The following is a 16184-nucleotide window of genomic DNA, read 5'->3' as shown; positions in this document are numbered from 1 at the left end:
GGGGCGGCCGAAATCGGTGTAGACCGCCTCGAAATCGGCATCCAGACTGGCCAGCGCGTCGTTGACCACCTGCCTGATCTTGCGGAGAGGGTGCCGTGCTGGGATGCGCTCTTCCAGATCGACATAGCTGAAAAGCGATCCGCTCGCTTCGTCCGTCCCGCGCATCACCATCCCCCGCCGAAATTGTGCTGAGGGTGAATCATGTTCCTCAGGCCGCGTCGAGAGCCGACTTCTTCAGCAGCCTGCTAATGATTGTCGACGAGGTTAGGTTCCCGGAATGGTCGAGCCCCGATAGGACACCGGAATTTCTGTCGCTCCGATTTGGGCAAGCAAGTTGATCATATCGATCACGCTTCGGCGTTCGACAATCATCCCGTCCTTAATGCGCATGATTTGGATTTCATCTACTGCGACGCGTTTTCCGCTGGCCGGTACGCCAAGAAACTCTCCAGTATGAGTACCGCGATAGATCATCTGCGTTGCGACACTGTCGCCTTCGGCAAGTACTTCTCCTAGCGTGATTTCGACGTCAGAAAATGAAGTTGTGAAAATTCGCACGCGGTGTTTCCACTCCTCGGGTCCGACAGGGGGATTAGAGTAAGAGTTGTGCAGGACTGCGTCCCGAGCCACAAATTCATCAAACTTCACTGTGTCACCCTGACCAAGTGTCATTACCTCTCGATAGTAACGTTCTACAAGCGACTTGTTCTCTTCCAACATCTTTACCCTCCAGTTCGCGCATCCAAGGGGTAACATAACCGTTGCTTGAAGTCTGCTTTGTCCCGCACTGCAGGCATTCAGGAAAGCCGCAGAGAACAGCCGTTTCGGGACAGGGTTTCCTAACGCGCGGAGCAACCCCTTGCCCGCTGGACGGACACCGGTTCAGACCCGCCGGGCGGTGCAGACGAAATGGGTGAGGGAGAAGAAGAAGCGGCCCTCTGCCGCCAGTTCCTCCTGTTCCTGGGCCCAGGCGGCGGCGTCGTCTTCATCCGTGGCGCCGGTCTGTACTGCAAAGGCGCGGATCAGGCGGATCATCACGGCGGCCAGCCCGTCCGGGCGCAGATCGGTGTCGCAGATGGTGACAGGGCGCATTGAGACCATTTCAAAGCCGCTGTCGCGCAGTTCCTCAGGCAGCCGGGCGGGCACGGTGCGGTCGGCCAGGTGGTTGTCCCAGATATCCAGGAAGCGCTGCATCCGGGCGCGGTTGTCGCTGTGCCAGGCAAAGGTGTCGAAATGGATGTCGCCGACCACCAGGCGGCCGTTTGGCTGCAGCACACGGTGCACGGCGCGCAGCACCGGGCGGCGGCTGGTGATGTATTCAAACACCTGCACCGAGACCGCCTTGTCGAAGCTTTCCGCCTCAAACGGCAGGGTTGCGGCGTCGCTTTCGGTGAGGGTGGTGTTGGCGCGCCCCTGCAGCCGCTGGCGGGCGGCGGCGAGCATGTCGGGGCTGGCGTCCAGCCCGGTGACATGACCCTGGGGGCCGACGGCGCGGGCGAGTTCCAGCGTCAGCAGGCCGTTGCCGCAGCCGAGATCCAGGATACGGTCGCCCGGCACGGGTGCCAGTGCGTCGAAACTGGCGCGCCGCCGCCGTGTGATATCGCCGCCCTGGTAGCCGTCCTCCAGCACGCGGGTGGTGTCCTCGTCGAATTGCAGCATTGCTGTCCCTCCATCCGGGTTAGAGGACTAGGGCGATTTGAGCGGATTTCCAGCCGGGCGGCGGGCGCAGGGGCCAAAAGCCCTCTCGCGCGCGGGCGGCCGGCCGCCTATAACGGTGTTTGAACCGTATGCATGGAGACCTGAGATGACCGGCGAGCTGTCCCCCATCGACAAGGCGAAATTCGTGGCCGCCAAGCGGGCGGCGGAGATGGTCGAGGACGGCATGCGGGTGGGGCTGGGCACCGGGTCGACCGCGGCCTGGCTGGTGCGCTGCCTGGGCGATCTGGTGCAGAACGAGGGGCTGCGGATCACCGCGGTGCCAACCTCCAGCCGCACCGCGGCGCTGGCGCGGGATGTGGGCATCCATGTGGTTTCGCTGGATGAGGCCAAATGGCTGGATGTGACCATTGACGGCGCCGATGAGGTCGATCCGGACCTGAACTTGATCAAGGGTGGCGGCGGCGCGCATCTGCAGGAGAAGATCGTCGCCACCGCGTCGGACCAGATGGTGGTGATTGCGGACGCCAGCAAGATGGTGGACACGCTGGGCGCCTTCCCGCTGCCGTTGGAGGTGCTGCCGTTCGGCTGGCAGAGCAGCCAGGCGCTGATCGAGGAGACGCTGGTGTCGATGGATGTGATGGGGCGCCGCTCCACCCTGCGCATGAACGGCGAGGCGCCGTTCATGCGCGACGAGGGGAATTACATCCTGGATCTGCACCTGAAGCGGATCGGCAATGCGCGGCAGCTGGCGCTGGTGCTGAACCAGATCCCCGGCGTGATAGAGAACGGGCTGTTCATCGACATCTGCGACACGGTGGTGATCGGCTTTGGCGACGGGCGGGTCGAGGTGCGTGACATCAACGAAGGCACCGTCGAGAAAGACAAGCTGGATTTTGTCGAGAGCGACAACCTGTTCACCGATCTGATGGATTGAGACCCGCGGATCCGCAAATGTCAGGCCCGGCCAGGAGGCCGGGCAGCACCCGTCCCGCCCCCGCCGGGGCGCGAAAGGTGCCGCCCTGAGTGTTCCCATACAGGTTGTCCGCCTCACAACCCTGTGCAAATTCAATGCAAAAGGTTGAATGCGGCGCCGGAACGCCCACTTGGGCATATGGCGTTTGGTGGTCCGTTATGGGATACACCTGATCAAGAAATGCAAAGGGCGGAACTTCATGAGCTTTGATTACGATCTGTTTGTCATCGGCGGCGGCTCCGGCGGGGTGCGGGCAGCGCGCGTTGCGGCGCAGGAAGGCGCCAAGGTGGCGCTGGCGGAAGAGGACCGTTACGGCGGCACCTGCGTGATCCGCGGCTGCGTGCCGAAGAAGCTGATGGTGTTCGCGTCTGAATACTCCGGCATGGTCGAGGATGCCCGCGCCTATGGCTGGGACATCCAGGCAGGCGGGTTCGACTGGGATGCCTTCAAGGGCAAGCTGCATGGCGAGCTGGACCGGCTGGAAGGCATTTACCGCAATATCCTGAAGAACAATGGCGTCGAGAGCTTTGACAGCCGTGCAAAGCTGGCCGATGCCCACACTGTGGAGCTGGCCGACGGCACCCGCAAGACCGCCAAGCACATCCTGATTGCCACCGGCGGCTGGCCGACAGTGCCGGAATTCCCGGGCTCCGAGCTGGCGGTCACCTCGAACGAGATGTTCCACCTGGACAAGCTGCCGGAAAGCCTGCTGATTGTCGGCGGCGGCTATATCGCCAGCGAATTTGCGGGCATTATGAACGGGTTGGGCGTCAAGACCACCCAGTTCTACCGTGGTGCGCAGATCCTGCGCGGTTTCGACGATGAGGCGCGCGGGCTGATCAGCGAGGAGATGTGCCAGGCGGGCATCGACGTGCATCTGGGCACCAATGTGCTGGAGATGCACAAGGAAGGCGACAAGATCCGGGTGAAGTCCACCAACGGCCAGGAGCGGCTGTTCGACAAGGTGATGTACGCCACCGGCCGCCATCCCAATGCCGACAACCTCGGCCTTGAGGAGATCGGGGTGGCGCGCGGCCGCAAAGGTGAGATCATCGTCGATGAGTACAGCCAGACCTCGGTCCCGTCGGTCTATGCGATCGGCGATGTGACCGACCGGGTGGCGCTGACGCCGGTGGCGATCCGCGAGGCGATGGCCTTTGTCGAGACCGTGTTCAAGGGCAATCCGACCAGCCCCGACCATGAGCTGATCCCGACCGCGATCTTCACCCAGCCGGAGATGGGCACCATCGGCCTCAGCGAGGAAGAAGCACGCGAGCAGGAGCCGGTCGAGATCTATGCGACTTCCTTCAAGCCGATGCAGCAGGCCTTTGCGGGCCGGGCGCAGCGGGTGCTGATGAAGCTGATCGTCAGCAAGGCTTCCCGCAAGGTGCTGGGCTGCCATATCGTCGCACCTGGCGCGGGCGAGATGATCCAGCTGGCCGGTATTGCCGTAAAAATGGGTGCAACCAAAGAAGATTTCGACCGCACGGTTGCGGTGCACCCGACAATGTCGGAAGAGTTGGTGACATTGAAAACTCCGGTGCGCTCGGCCTGAACGGGCAAACCGGCAACAACAGACCTCACATGCGGCCCTTTCAGAAGAGGGGAAGGGCGGCAGCAAAAGGATAGGAGACAAATGGCGGGCAATAGCGGTGGCCCATGGGGGGGCGGTGGCTCCTCCGGCGGCGGAGGCGGCAACCGGGGCAACAACGGCGGCAACAACGGCGGTGGCCGTAAGCCGGACGATCCCCAGATCCCCGAAATCGACGAACTGGTGAAGAAAGGCCAGGAACAGCTGCGCGTGCTGATGGGCGGGCGCGGCGGCTCCGGCGGGCGCGGCGGCCGTGGCGGCGGCGCTGGCGGCGGTGCGCCGCTGTTCACCAAGGGCACCCTGGGGCTGGCGGTCATCGCCGGCGCAGTGCTGTGGGGCTTTGCCAGCATCTACACCGTCAAGCCGGAAGAACAGTCGGTGGAACTGTTCCTGGGCGAGTATTCCTCGACCGGGCAGCCGGGCCTGAATTTTGCGCCCTGGCCGCTGGTCACCAAGGAAGTGATCCCGGTGCGGGTCGAGCAGACCGAGAATATCGGCTCCGGCGCCCGCGGCTCTGACGCCGGGCTGATGCTGACCGGCGACGAGAACATCATCGACGTGGATTTCCAGGTGGTGTGGAACATCTCTGACCCGGCGCGGTTCCTGTTCAACCTGCGCGATCCGCGCTCGACCATCAACGCGGTGTCGGAATCGGCGATGCGCGAGATCATCGCCCAGTCTGAGCTGGCGCCGATCCTGAACCGCGACCGTGGTGCCATCACCGCCCGTCTGGAAGAGCTGATCCAATCGACGCTGGACAGCTACGACAGCGGCGTGAACATCGTGCGTGTGAACTTTGACGGCGCCGACCCGCCGGAGCCGGTGAAGGACGCCTTCCGCGAAGTGCAATCTGCAGGCCAGGAACGCGACCGGCTGGAAAAACAGGCTGACGCTTATGCCAACCGCAAGCTGGCAGGCGCCCGCGGCCAGGCCGCGCAGACGCTGGAAGAGGCCGAGGCCTACCGTGCGCAGGTCGTGAATGAGGCGCAGGGTGAGGCGAGCCGCTTCACCGCCGTTCTGGAGGAATACCAGAAAGCGCCGGAAGTGACCCGCAAGCGCCTGTACCTGGAAACCATGGAAGAGGTTCTGGGCCGGGTCGACAAGATCATCCTGGATGACAACGCAGGCGGTGAAGGCCAGGGCGTCGTGCCCTATCTGCCGCTGAATGAGCTGCGCAAGCCGCAGGAGGGCAACTGATGCGGAAATCTACTCTAATTCTGCCCCTGCTGGTGGTGCTGGGCATTGCTCTGCTGTCCTCGATCTTCATCGTGGACGAGCGGGAAAAGGCGCTGGTGCTGCGCTTTGGCCGGGTGGTCGATGTCAAGGAAACCCCGGGTCTGGCGTTCAAGCTGCCGGTCATCGACAATGTGGTCAGCTATGACGACCGTATCCTGAGCCTGGAAGTCGGCCCGCTGGAGGTCACCCCGCTGGATGACCGCCGCCTGATCGTGGATGCGTTCTCGCGCTACCGGATTGCTGACGTGGAAACCTTCCGCCAGGCGGTGGGCGGCGGCGGCATCGGCGGTGCCGAGCTGCGGCTGGACAAGATCATGCGGGCGCAGACCCGTGAGGTGCTGGGCTCGGTGAGCTCCAACGACATCCTGTCCTCGGACCGTTTCGCGCTGATGCTGCGGATCCGCAATGGCGCCATCACCCAGGCACGCCAGCTGGGCCTTGAGGTGATCGACGTGCGGCTGAAGCGCACCGACCTGCCGCAGGCCAACCTGGAAGCCACCTTTGCCCGGATGCGCGCCGAGCGTGAGCGGGAAGCGGCGGACGAGATCGCCCGCGGTGAAGAGGCGGCGCAGCGCGTGCGCGCGCAGGCCGACCGGACCGAGGTTGAACTGGTGTCGGAAGCGGAGCGCGAAGCCGAAGTGATCCGCGGTGAAGCGGACGCCGAGCGCAACGCGATCTTTGCGTCGGCCTATGGCCGCGACGCGGAGTTCTTCGAGTTCTACCGCTCGCTGAACGCCTATGCGAACTCGCTGCTGGCCGGGAATTCCTCGCTGGTGCTGTCGCCGGACAATGAGTTCTTCAACTACCTGAAGTCCTCGGGCGGCAAGGCGGCAACCCAGTAATGGGGTTCATCCTGTTGGCCCTCGGGCTGGTGTTGATTGCAGAGGGGCTGGTGTACGCACTGGCCCCTTCGCTTGTGGAGCGGCTGCTGGAAATGCTGCGCACCCTGACGGAGGAGCAGCGCCGCAATGCCGGGCTGGCGGCGCTGGCGCTGGGTCTGATCCTGGTCTGGCTGGCGTTCCGGCTGGGGATCTGACGGCCCGGTCCCGGCGGTATTCGGGCAAACAAAAACAGCGCGGGCTGGCAGCAGTCCGCGCTGTTTTTTTTTGTGTTCCGGCGGGCGGTCAGGCTGCTGAAGCCAGCCCGGTTTCTCCGTCGTCCTGCGGCTGCCAGCCGGCGGCGGGCTCAACCGTGAAGCCGCCGACGGCCTGCACCAGGCTGCCTGCCTCGCGGCGCAGCAGCTGGCTTGCGGCGGCGGTTTCTTCCAGCATCGCGGCGTTCTGCTGGGCGTTCCGGTCCAGGGCGGTGATTGCCGTGTTCACCTCAGTCAGGCTGCCGGCCTGATCGGAAGCGGCATCGGAGATTTCCCGCACCTTGCCGACGATCTGATCGACAACCTTCTGGATAACCGCCAGGGCGTCACCGGTCTGTTCCACCAGGCCGACGCCGGTGTCGACCTCGCGGCCGCTGTTCCTGATCAGCTCATTGATTTCCCCTGCTGCGCCTGCGGACCGCTGGGCGAGGTTGCGGACCTCCGAGGCGACCACGGCAAAGCCGCGCCCGGCTTCGCCTGCGCGGGCGGCTTCGACCCCGGCGTTCAGGGCCAGAAGATTGGTCTGGAACGCAATGTCGTCGATCAGGTCGGTGATCCTGGCAATGGCCTGCGACGAGTCCGCAACCCGGCGGATTGCGCGGATCGACTCGCTGGCGAGGTCATGGGCCGACAGCGCCTGCTGCTGCGCATCGCTCACATAGCTGTTGGCCTGCCGGGCGTTTTCCGCCGTGCTTTGCACCGCTTCGTTCAGGGTCTGCAGGGAGCCTGCGGTTTCCTCAAGCGAAGCGGCGGAGTGTTCGCCGCGGCGGGAGGCGTCTTCTGCGGCGCCGGCGATTTCATCGGAGGTGCTGAGCAGAGTGCGGCTGCTGTTGGTCAGCTGGCCGACCATTTCGCTGAGGTTCGCATTGAGCGTGTCGATTGTCCCGGAGATCTCCTTGAACACGCCCTGGTGGCCGCTTGGCATCCGGTGGGTCAGATCGCCCTGTGACAGGGCGCTCAGCGCTTGCATCACGTCGCCGACGCCGCGTTCCGCTGCCTCGCCGATCTGGTTCACGCCGCGGGCCAGGACGGCAAAGCCGCTGTCGCTGCCGCCGGTGCTGATCCGTTTGGAGAAGTCGCCTGCACCGCAAGCCGAAATCACCTCGGATACCTCGCCCATCAGCTGGTCCTTCTGCCTGAGGTCGTTGCGGAACACGTCCAGAGCGCTGGCGATGGAAGCGACTTCGGTGATGCGGGAGGCAGGCAGATCCTTGGAGTAATCCCCTGCCATCAGACCTTGCAGAACGCTGCTGGCCCGGGTCAGAGGCCGGGAAATGCCAAGGGCGAGCTTCAGGCTGATCAGGATGAACAGGGCGAGGCCGCCGAGGCCGGCCGCAAGGGCTGTCTTACGGGACGACTGTTCCACCAGGTTTGCCTTAGCATGGACGTCTGCCAGCAGCATGCGGGACTGATCGCGCAGGGACATCAGGACAGGCTCCGCCTCAGCGAACCTGGTGGAAAGCTCCTTGCGCAGCTGCTTTTCGGCCATCGATTCACCGGCGAAGGACTGGAAGGCGTTCTGGTACGTTTTCAGGAGGGTTTCGATTTCGGTGCGTTGCGCCTGATCGGTATAGTAACTGCCCGGAAATTCGAGGAATTCCGCAACACGGGCATCCAGGCGGCCGAGGTACTTGTCTGCGCCGCGCAGCATGAAGTCCTTTTCATGGCGGCGCATCATCAGCATCTTGACTTGCATCTCCGGGCGGTTGAGGTCCTTGAGCCTGGTTTCGACTTCGTGGACTGCGCTGCGGAGGCCGCCCTGCAGGCCGGATTTCTCATCCAGTCCCAGACGGCGGTGGCTGTCCGCAAGCTGCAGGAAGCCGGCGCCATAGGCGTCGATTGAGGTTTTGAGGGCGGCAAACTCCTTTTCATGGCCGGCGAAGCCCTGGATTGCGGCGCTCTGGGTGCGGGCAGACTCCAGGGCTGTGGTCAGATCCGCCATCACTTCGGCGTGGCGTTCGGCGCTTTTTTCATTGCGCCGCAGCAGAAAGTCTTTCTCCGCCCGCCGGGCTGACAGGAATTCGATCTCCAGATCGTCCAGTGTTGCGGCGAGGGATTCGATCCTGTCCATTTCTGATAATGTGCTGCTTCGGGCTGCATCGGTGTAACGGGCAATGCCGAGCTGGGCGAACATGACTGCGGCGGCCAGCACGACGATGGAGAGGATTGCGGTCTTGATAGAGGTCTTCATCAATTTGAAGGCTCCGGTATTGTGAGAGAGTGGAGGTCCATCGGTAGGGCTGTATTCCTAAGAAACGGTGCAAACCCGGTCGGAGTCCGGTTCAATGGCACGCGCAGCGCTGATCCGGCTCCGGCAGCGGGCCCGCGGGTCTTCACGCTGGCTTGAAAGCGTGCATCATTGGTTGCGTGCCGGGCGGAAGTTCCTACATTGGGACCATAAGACTCTGCCCGATGATGACGGCGTTTGCGCCGGTCCGGGACGGAGGCCAAGAATTGAATATGACAAGGAGTAGATCCGTGCAGCCACAGGCAATTGCAATTTCCGGCCGGGCAGGCAGCAGCGGCGCGATGATCCGGCTGGCCTGGCTTACGGTGCTGGCCGCGGCGGTCCTGCTGATGCAGGCGGTATCCGCAATGGCCCGGCCCGAAAGCCTGGCGCCGCTGGCCGATAAGGTCAGCCCGGCGGTCGTCAACATCACCACCAGCACCGTCGTGGAGGGGCGCACCGGGCCGCAGGGCATCGTGCCGGAAGGCTCGCCGTTTGAGGATTTCTTCCGTGAATTCCAGGACCGCAACGGCAATGGCAACCGGCCGCGCCGGTCGTCGGCGCTGGGCTCTGGCTTTGTGATTTCCGAGGACGGTTACATCGTCACCAACAACCACGTGATCGACGGCGCCGACGAGATCGAGATCGAGTTTTTCCCGGGTGAGGGCCAGCCCAAGGAGCTGCTGCCCGCCAAAGTGATCGGCACCGACCCCAATACCGATATCGCGCTGTTGAAGGTCGAGGCGCCGGCGGCGCTGAAATACGTCAAGTTCGGCGACAGCGACACCGCCCGCGTCGGCGACTGGGTGGTGGCGATGGGCAACCCGCTGGGGCAGGGGTTCTCTGTTTCCGCTGGCATCGTATCGGCCCGCAACCGCGAGCTTTCGGGCTCTTATGACGACTACATCCAGACCGATGCGGCGATCAACCGGGGCAATTCCGGCGGGCCGCTGTTCAACATGGACGGCGATGTGGTCGGGGTGAACACCGCCATCCTGTCGCCTAACGGCGGCTCCATCGGCATCGGCTTCTCAATGGCGTCGAACGTGGTGGTCAAGGTGGTGGAGCAGCTGAAGGAATTCGGCGAGACCCGCCGCGGCTGGCTGGGCGTGAAAATCCAGGATGTGGATTCGGATCTGGCGGAGGCGATGGGGCTGGAGAAGGCCCGCGGCGCGCTGGTGACTGACGTGCCGGAGGGGCCTGCCAAGGAAGGCGGCGTGCTGGCGGGTGATGTGATCGTCAGCTTTGACGGCGCCGACGTGAAGGACACCCGCGGCCTGGTGCGCCAGGTCGGCAATGCCGAAGTCGGCAAGACCGTGCGCGTCGTGGTCTACCGGGAAGGCAAGACCGAGACGCTGCGGATCACACTGGGCCGCCGTGAGGATGCAGAGCGCGGGCCTGTCAGCGACAGCGGCAGCGGCGATGCGCCGGGCAGCACCGAGAAGGAACTTCTGGGTCTGTCGGTCGGCGTGCTGACCGAGCAGATGCGCGCTGAGCTGAACGTGGCCGAGGATGTCGAGGGGCTGGCGGTTCTGTCGGTGGATGAGACGTCTGAGGCCTGGGAGAAGGGCCTGCGCGCGGGTGACGTGATCACCGAGGCAGGCCAGCAGAAGGTTGTCACGATCAGCGATCTGGAAGCGCGTGTGAGCGAGGCCAAAGAGGCCGGGCGCAAGTCGCTTCTGCTGCTGGTGCGCCGCGGCGGCGAACCTCGCTTTGTGGCGCTGAACCTGTCGGAGTGATCCGGGTCAGGGACCGCTGATAAACCAGGGAAGGCCGGGCAGTTGCCCGGCCTTTTGCATTCTGCGGTTCAAGACTTTTCTGAAAAGTCTTGGCAGTAGTTTTCAGAAAACTTTTTTGCCCGCTCCTGTCGGAAACGGTCCGGAAAACATGTGTGTTCCGGTGCGGGAAAGACGGCGGGTGTGTATAAGGGGAAGAGCCATGTGCTGGCGGGCACATGGCTCTTTTTGGACAGGCGGCCATTGGGATGGAACGGATAACGGCCGTCTATGAGGCACTTATGGCGCGGTGGGGGCCTGTGTTCTGTGACCGGGATTACAGAGCGCGGATTTTGGTGCGGAAAACCGCAGATTTTCCGGCGGCGGCAGCTGGATCAGATTGAATCCGGCTCCGCCAGCACCGCCAGTTCGCTGCGGTCGAGGATCTGCACGCCGCCGCGGCTGATGCCGACGAGGCCGCTGCGCTTCCAGGCGGCGAGCGTCTTGGACACCGCCTCGCGGGTGGCGCCGACAAATTCGGCCAGTTCCGCCTGCGACAGGGCCACGCGGCCGTCGCTGCTTTCGGGGGCGAGATACAGGAGCTTGCGCGCCAGCCGCACCGGCATCGGCAGGAACACCTGCTCGTTCAATTGGGTGTTCATCCAGCGCATCCGCTGGCCCGCCAGCCGCAGCAGGTCGGCGGCGAGGTCGGGGTGCTGGCGGATCTGCGCCAGCACGTCGCCGCTGCGCAGGCGCAGGACCCGGCTGGGTTCGGCGGCGATCGCGGTGGCGGTGCGCTCGCCGGGGTCAAACAGGGTGATCTCGCCGAACACGGCGCCGGGGCGCATCATGTCGAGCGACAGCTTGCGGCCCGAGGCGGAGAGCACCGAGAACTCCAGCGCGCCTTCGGCAATCGCATAAAGCGCATCGCCCGCGTCGCCTTGCTCGAACAGCACTTCGCCCTGGCGCAGGCGCACTTCGGTGGCCTGGCTCTCCAGCATCCGGCGCAGCGGGCCGGAGGCACCGGAGAGAAAGCCGGTGTCCGGCAGGCGGGTGGTCAGCATGGTGTTTGTCTCATTTATGTCTGGTGCCCGGTGCCCGGACCTTAGCAGAGGGCGGGGCAGCTGGGAACCGGGCAGCGGACCGGGTGGTTCAGCCTGCGACGGCTATCAGCCCCAGCCTGCGGGCGGAGGCCAGCGTCAGGGTGCCGCTGTCCAGCCCCAGCGGCGCCTGGTAGCGCTGCACCGCCGCGCGGGTGGCGGCATCCATCTGGCCATGCACAGGGCCGCGGTAGAAACCGCGCGCGGCCAGCGCCCGCTGCACGGTGCGGATGAAGTCCGGGGTCATCATTTCGGGGCAGGGGATTTCGATCCACTGTTCCCGCCGCGGCCGCACGATCTGCTGGCTGGTCTCGGTGCGGAAGGTGGCGGGGCGGATGACCTTGCCGCTGGCGTCCAGCTGCGCCGGTTCGGCCAGCACCTGGCTGGTCACGGTTTCAATGACGGCGGGGGAGGKGTGCTTGCTCCAGCAGGTGCCGGGGGTGGCACCGGGCGGCGCATAGCGGCCTGCGCGGGAGGTTTCGCTGCCGGGGCTGCCGGGCTGCGGCTGAACGCAGGCGGGCAGCGCCGCCAGGGCCGCCAGCAGCAGGGCAGGCGCCAGGCGCCGCGCGAAAGTCAGGTTGGATGGCATCATGCCCGGTTGCCTCATGCCGGCGCCTCTGTCTGTCCCGCTGGCGGGGGGCGCCGTTGCTTTGGCGGCAGCCTAGCCGAGTTCGGGGGGCGGCGCAAAGGCCGGATCGTCCTGGCGCCCCTGATCCGCCAGCAGGAGGTCGAGCATCGGCGAGATGTCCTCCACGTCTTCGGCGATCACATGGGTGACGGAATGCGCCCGCTGCAGCCGCCCGGTGACCCGCAGCATCCGCCCGGAGATCACCGCGCGGCGGAAGGCCTCGTAGATCTTGCGCCAGACGATCACGTTGACCACGCCGGTCTCATCCTCGAGGGTGACGAAAATCACCCCCTTGGCGGTGCCGGGGCGCTGGCGCAGGATCACCAGGCCCGCGACGGTGACGCGGGCGTTCTCCGGCGGCTCCTGCAGCCGGGCCGCGGGCAGGCAATGGGGCGGGCGCGGCCAGGGGGACGGGCTGGTTTGCGGGCTGGCCTGCGGATTGAGCGCGGCATAGGCTTGAGCGGGGACTGGCATGAGGAAAACGGCCCTGCGGTTGAGAATATTTGAACGTGAACAAATATAGAACATGAAGCGTTAAAGTCCAGCAGCGGCAGGGCTGCGTCGCAATTGGGGGTGGCACCGGCGCGGGCGCTTGGCTACACAGTCGCGCAAGTACCGGAAAAGGGAAGAGAGCTGACGAATGGCAAAGATCACTTATATCGAGCACAACGGCACCGAGCACGTGGTGGATGTGGCCAGCGGGCTGACCGTGATGGAAGGCGCGCGCGACAACAACATTCCGGGCATCGAGGCCGATTGCGGCGGCGCCTGCGCCTGCTCCACCTGCCATGTCTACATCGCGCCGGACTGGGTCGAGAAGCTGCCCGCCAAGGACGACATGGAAGAGGATATGCTGGATTTCGCCTATGAGCCCGATCCCGCCCGCTCGCGCCTGACCTGCCAGATCAAGGTGAGCGACGCGCTGGACGGTCTGGTGGTGCATATGCCCGAAAAGCAGATCTGATGACTGCGGGGCCGGCGGCGCGGCGGCGTCCGTTGCGTGTCCGGCCCCGTTCCGCCCGCCGCGTTTGGCGGGCGTTGTGCTTGGGGCTGGCCTTGGCCGGCCCTTCTGCGCTGGCGGCTGAAGACAGGATTGTCTCGGCCCGCTACAGCGAACCCACCACCCGTTATGGCCATGCGGTGCTGGGCGATGATGTGGAATACGGCGCGCTGGTGCTGAAGGTGGAAAATACCGGTACAGGCTGGGGCACCGCCAAGGCTGTCTATCAGACATCCGAAATCCTGATCCGCCTGCCGCTGGATCATGTGTTTGAAGATATCGCGCCGCGGCTGGCGGATGTGGACGGCGACGGCAATCCCGAAGTGCTGGTGGTCGAGACCGATGCGGCCGCGGGCGCCCAGCTGGCCATTTATGGCGCGCGCGGTGAAAAACTTGCCGAAACCCCGCATATCGGCACAAGCCACCGCTGGCTGGCGCCCATCGGTGCCGCGGACCTGGATGGCGATGGATATGTCGAGATTGCCTATGTCGACCGGCCGCATCTGGCGAAAACACTGCGCATCTGGCGGTTCCGGGACGGCGCGCTGCACGAAGTGGCCAGCAAGCCCGGGCTGACCAATCACCGCATCGGCGAGGACTTCATCACCTCCGGCCTCCGCAACTGCGGTGAGGGGCCGGAACTGGTGATGGTGAGCGGCGGCTGGCGCCGGATCATGACCGCGCGGCTGCGGGATGGTGAAATCACTGCCCGGGATATCGGTTCCTTTGATCCTGACACCAGGCTGACGGACGCACTGGCCTGCCGCTGAACACAACTTGCGCAACCGGGCTGCGCCGCGCCTTGCGCGGCGCCCGGCCCAACGGCGCGGCCCATCTCCGGATGGGCTGAAGCAGGCGGGAGAACCGCGCCCGGCCTCGGATCAGATCTTTGCTGCGTCCTCCGGCGTATCCGCGCTGGCGTTACCGAAATATTCATTCCCTTTGGATAGCCTGCGGCAAATGGGAAAGTGCCGGCGGCGCCGGCCGGGGCATGTTTTCACAGGAGACACGCGCGTGAGTTTTACACCCTATGTGTTCGGCACCGGTATCGCCGGCTGGACCTTCCTGCAGCGGACCCAGGCCCAGCAGCAGGAAGTCTATGAAAAGTCACCCATTCTGGACCGTCAGGTGCAGGATTTCAAAGAGCGCATCAGCAGCATCCAGAGCTCGGAGCAGCTGCTGGATGATTACAGTCTCCTGCAGGTGACGCTGGGCGCCTTTGGCCTGGATGAGGACATCAGCAACCGCGCCTTCATCCAGAAGGTGCTGGATTCCGACCTGAGTGATTCCAAGTCCTTTGTGAACCGCCTCAACGACAGCCGCTATCTGGCGCTGGCGAAAACCTTTGGTTTCAACAGTCCGGACGGCCCGCAGCTGCCCAGTGCCAAGGGCGGCAGCGAATTTGCGGGTATTTCCACCGCGGATGACCTCCTGTCCAACTCTACCCTGCTGAAAAAGGCGCTGGACAACGTGGGCCTGAAGGGGATGGAAAACAACCAGTTCTTCCTGCAGAAGGTGCTGGAATCGGATCTGAGCGATCCGGACTCTTTCGCCAACAAGCTGACCGACACACGGTTTGCCGATTTTGCCAAACAGTTCGAGTTCGGCAAGCCGCCGGAATATGACAGCAGCATCCAGGCACTGGTGTCGGAGTTCAACCAGCATACCGACGGGCTGGCCAGTGCCGATGACCTGCTGGAAGATGAAGAGCTGCTGCAGGCGGTGGTCGAGACCTTTGATCTGGAACGCACAAACAAGGATTTTCTGCGGCGGGTGCTGAATTCGGACACCACGGATCCGGATTCCTTTGTGAACCAGCTGGAGGACACGCGCTATCTGAACGTCTCCCGCGCCTTCGGCTTCGGCTACCCGGACATCGATGCGATGACCGACCCGGATGAACTGCTGCAGAACCCGGAGCTGCTGGCCGATGCGCTGGACCAGTTCAATGTCAGCGACCGGGGCGAGACCTTTTTGCGGCAGGTGCTGGAGTCCGACCTGAGCGATCCGAATTCCTTTGTGAATCAGCCGGACAACATTGCCTATTACGATTTTGCCGAGGCGTTCCAGGGAACCTGGCCGGATCATGTCAGCAAGATGCAGGTGTTCTCCAACGAGATCACCGAAAAGCTGGACAGCTTGTCTTCCGCAACCGAGCTGGTGTTTGACCTGAGCCTGTTCGAGGCCTCGCTGGACATCTTCGGGCTGAGCCACCGCGACAGCGATTTCAATGTCATGATCAAGACATTGGATTCGGATCTGTCTTCGGAAATTTCCTATGCCAATCTGCACCATGATAACAACATGAAAGCAATGGCTTACGCCTTCTCCTTCAACAAGGGCGAGGTCGCGCAGGACTATCCGGACGGCTTTGCCGATGAGCTGGCAGACCTCTACACGACCCGCCAGTTCGAGATCGAGATCGGCAATTCCGATCCCAACATGCGGCTGGCGCTGGCGCTGGAGCGGGAACTGCAGGCGGTTGCGGATGAGGGCGGCAGCGAAAACGCCCATTGGTACAATATCATGGGCTCGCCGCCGCTGCGCACCGTGTTCGAAACCGCACTGGCGCTGCCGTCCGGTTTTGGCCAGCTGGACCTCGAGCGCCAGCTGGTGGAGATGAAGGACCGGGCCTTCTCGTCCTTTGGCATCACCCATCCGGCGGACTTGCTGGAGCCGGACATGCTCGACCAGTTCCGCAGGCGGTTCCTGCTGATGACGGATCTGGGCGGTTTCTGAGGCTGGTGGCAGCCCGCCCCCGAAGTGCCGGCAGGATGATCTGAAACCTGCCTGGGTGCCGCAGCCGGCCCGTGTCCGCGGCGCGCGGGCAGCCCGCTGCGGAACGCCGCCGCATTTGCGGCCTCTTGAAATGCGCCGGTCATCGCATTGCCATCGGCGGGCGGGAAGCGATGCCTGAGTAGAGCCGTCAGGCCGGGATGCAGACTTTTGTCCCTTGCGAAAG

General features: G+C 64.2%; 15 protein-coding genes and 1 pseudogene. 9 read left to right on the top strand and 7 right to left on the bottom strand.

Features of this window, described 5'->3' with window-relative positions:
• From A9D60_RS26105 to A9D60_RS12415, 3 genes and pseudogenes are all read right to left on the bottom strand, one after another.
• A pseudogene (locus A9D60_RS26105) lies at positions 1-165 on the bottom strand (IS5/IS1182 family transposase); the annotation flags it as partial.
• Between the two features lie 99 nt (positions 166-264).
• The gene (locus tag A9D60_RS12420) at positions 265-720 is read right to left on the bottom strand and encodes an ester cyclase (protein WP_065267903.1); all 456 of its coding nucleotides are present in this window, start codon (positions 718-720) and stop codon (positions 265-267) included.
• A 162-nt stretch (positions 721-882) separates the two neighbouring features.
• Positions 883-1659: a methyltransferase domain-containing protein gene (locus tag A9D60_RS12415; protein ID WP_065267902.1), complete on the bottom strand. Its 777-nt coding sequence runs from the start codon at positions 1657-1659 to the stop codon at positions 883-885.
• 145 nt (positions 1660-1804) lie between these two features.
• On the opposite strand from A9D60_RS12415, the gene rpiA reads away from it, so the two are divergent.
• The 5 genes from rpiA to A9D60_RS12390 all read left to right on the top strand — a co-directional run bounded on the left by rpiA (position 1805) and on the right by A9D60_RS12390 (position 6495).
• Positions 1805-2593 carry a ribose-5-phosphate isomerase RpiA gene (gene rpiA / locus A9D60_RS12410; protein ID WP_065267901.1) on the top strand — a complete coding sequence of 263 codons (789 nt, stop codon included), beginning with the start codon at positions 1805-1807 and terminating at the stop codon, positions 2591-2593.
• A gap of 238 nt (positions 2594-2831) precedes the next feature.
• Positions 2832-4187: a glutathione-disulfide reductase gene (gene gor / locus A9D60_RS12405; RefSeq protein WP_065267907.1), complete on the top strand. Its 1356-nt coding sequence runs from the start codon at positions 2832-2834 to the stop codon at positions 4185-4187.
• Positions 4188-4268: 81 nt separating this feature from the next.
• Positions 4269-5420, top strand: coding sequence for an FtsH protease activity modulator HflK (gene hflK / locus A9D60_RS12400; RefSeq protein WP_065267900.1), 1152 nt, complete (start codon positions 4269-4271; stop codon positions 5418-5420).
• On the top strand, positions 5420-6301 hold the full coding sequence (gene hflC, locus A9D60_RS12395) for a protease modulator HflC (RefSeq protein ID WP_065267899.1): 882 nt from the start codon (positions 5420-5422) through the stop codon (positions 6299-6301). The genes hflK and hflC overlap by 1 nt, the downstream gene beginning before the upstream one ends.
• Positions 6301-6495 carry a DUF2065 family protein gene (locus tag A9D60_RS12390; RefSeq protein ID WP_065267898.1) on the top strand — a complete coding sequence of 65 codons (195 nt, stop codon included), beginning with the start codon at positions 6301-6303 and terminating at the stop codon, positions 6493-6495. The genes hflC and A9D60_RS12390 overlap by 1 nt, the downstream gene beginning before the upstream one ends.
• Before the next feature lie 88 nt (positions 6496-6583).
• On the opposite strand, the gene A9D60_RS12385 is transcribed toward A9D60_RS12390, so the two are convergent.
• Entirely contained in the window at positions 6584-8743 is a 2160-nt protein-coding gene (locus tag A9D60_RS12385; protein WP_065267897.1) for a methyl-accepting chemotaxis protein, read from the bottom strand.
• Positions 8744-9081: 338 nt separating this feature from the next.
• Between A9D60_RS12385 and A9D60_RS12380 the strand changes: the two genes are divergently transcribed.
• Positions 9082-10518: a Do family serine endopeptidase gene (locus A9D60_RS12380; RefSeq protein WP_254656687.1), complete on the top strand. Its 1437-nt coding sequence runs from the start codon at positions 9082-9084 to the stop codon at positions 10516-10518.
• 371 nt (positions 10519-10889) lie between these two features.
• On the opposite strand, the gene A9D60_RS12375 is transcribed toward A9D60_RS12380, so the two are convergent.
• The 3 genes from A9D60_RS12375 to A9D60_RS12365 all read right to left on the bottom strand — a co-directional run bounded on the left by A9D60_RS12375 (position 10890) and on the right by A9D60_RS12365 (position 12696).
• Positions 10890-11558 (bottom strand): Crp/Fnr family transcriptional regulator, encoded by a 669-nt coding sequence (locus A9D60_RS12375; protein WP_065267895.1) that lies wholly within the window; start codon positions 11556-11558, stop codon positions 10890-10892.
• 88 nt (positions 11559-11646) lie between these two features.
• On the bottom strand, positions 11647-12186 hold the full coding sequence (locus A9D60_RS12370; RefSeq protein ID WP_065267894.1) for a peptidoglycan-binding domain-containing protein: 540 nt from the start codon (positions 12184-12186) through the stop codon (positions 11647-11649).
• 69 nt (positions 12187-12255) lie between these two features.
• A complete protein-coding gene (locus A9D60_RS12365) occupies positions 12256-12696 on the bottom strand; it encodes an OB-fold nucleic acid binding domain-containing protein (RefSeq protein ID WP_065267893.1) in 441 nt (146 codons plus the stop codon).
• A 166-nt stretch (positions 12697-12862) separates the two neighbouring features.
• Here A9D60_RS12365 and A9D60_RS12360 point away from each other — a divergent pair, with 166 nt between their 5' ends.
• The 3 genes from A9D60_RS12360 to A9D60_RS12350 all read left to right on the top strand — a co-directional run bounded on the left by A9D60_RS12360 (position 12863) and on the right by A9D60_RS12350 (position 15961).
• Positions 12863-13186, top strand: a complete 324-nt coding sequence (locus A9D60_RS12360; protein ID WP_039187507.1) for a 2Fe-2S iron-sulfur cluster-binding protein — start codon at positions 12863-12865, stop codon at positions 13184-13186.
• Entirely contained in the window at positions 13186-13992 is an 807-nt protein-coding gene (locus tag A9D60_RS12355) for an FG-GAP repeat domain-containing protein (RefSeq protein WP_141117912.1), read from the top strand. Before A9D60_RS12360 ends, A9D60_RS12355 begins: the two co-directional genes overlap by 1 nt.
• A gap of 244 nt (positions 13993-14236) precedes the next feature.
• Positions 14237-15961 carry a DUF1217 domain-containing protein gene (locus tag A9D60_RS12350; RefSeq protein ID WP_065267906.1) on the top strand — a complete coding sequence of 575 codons (1725 nt, stop codon included), beginning with the start codon at positions 14237-14239 and terminating at the stop codon, positions 15959-15961.
• Positions 15962-16184 lie beyond the last annotated feature (223 nt).

It is taken from the genome of Leisingera sp. JC1 (genome assembly GCF_001679925.1).
Lineage (GTDB): Bacteria > Pseudomonadota > Alphaproteobacteria > Rhodobacterales > Rhodobacteraceae > Leisingera.
Note: the sequence above shows the minus strand (reverse complement) of the source record. Positions and strands in the feature narration are given on the sequence as shown.

Excerpts from the sequence above, each read along its gene's own strand:
- A9D60_RS12385 (WP_065267897.1), bottom strand. The coding sequence starts at position 8,743 with ATGAAGACCTCTATCAAGACCGCAATCCTCTCCATCGTCGTGCTGGCC.
- A9D60_RS12380 (WP_254656687.1), top strand. The coding sequence starts at position 9,082 with ATGATCCGGCTGGCCTGGCTTACGGTGCTGGCCGCGGCGGTCCTGCTG.
- rpiA (WP_065267901.1), top strand. The coding sequence starts at position 1,805 with ATGACCGGCGAGCTGTCCCCCATCGACAAGGCGAAATTCGTGGCCGCC.
- A9D60_RS12420 (WP_065267903.1), bottom strand. The coding sequence starts at position 720 with ATGTTGGAAGAGAACAAGTCGCTTGTAGAACGTTACTATCGAGAGGTA.
- gor (WP_065267907.1), top strand. The coding sequence starts at position 2,832 with ATGAGCTTTGATTACGATCTGTTTGTCATCGGCGGCGGCTCCGGCGGG.
- A9D60_RS12415 (WP_065267902.1), bottom strand. The coding sequence starts at position 1,659 with ATGCTGCAATTCGACGAGGACACCACCCGCGTGCTGGAGGACGGCTAC.
- A9D60_RS12355 (WP_141117912.1), top strand. The coding sequence starts at position 13,186 with ATGACTGCGGGGCCGGCGGCGCGGCGGCGTCCGTTGCGTGTCCGGCCC.
- hflC (WP_065267899.1), top strand. The coding sequence starts at position 5,420 with ATGCGGAAATCTACTCTAATTCTGCCCCTGCTGGTGGTGCTGGGCATT.
- hflK (WP_065267900.1), top strand. The coding sequence starts at position 4,269 with ATGGCGGGCAATAGCGGTGGCCCATGGGGGGGCGGTGGCTCCTCCGGC.
- A9D60_RS12375 (WP_065267895.1), bottom strand. The coding sequence starts at position 11,558 with ATGCTGACCACCCGCCTGCCGGACACCGGCTTTCTCTCCGGTGCCTCC.
- A9D60_RS12390 (WP_065267898.1), top strand. The coding sequence starts at position 6,301 with ATGGGGTTCATCCTGTTGGCCCTCGGGCTGGTGTTGATTGCAGAGGGG.
- A9D60_RS12360 (WP_039187507.1), top strand. The coding sequence starts at position 12,863 with ATGGCAAAGATCACTTATATCGAGCACAACGGCACCGAGCACGTGGTG.
- A9D60_RS12365 (WP_065267893.1), bottom strand. The coding sequence starts at position 12,696 with ATGCCAGTCCCCGCTCAAGCCTATGCCGCGCTCAATCCGCAGGCCAGC.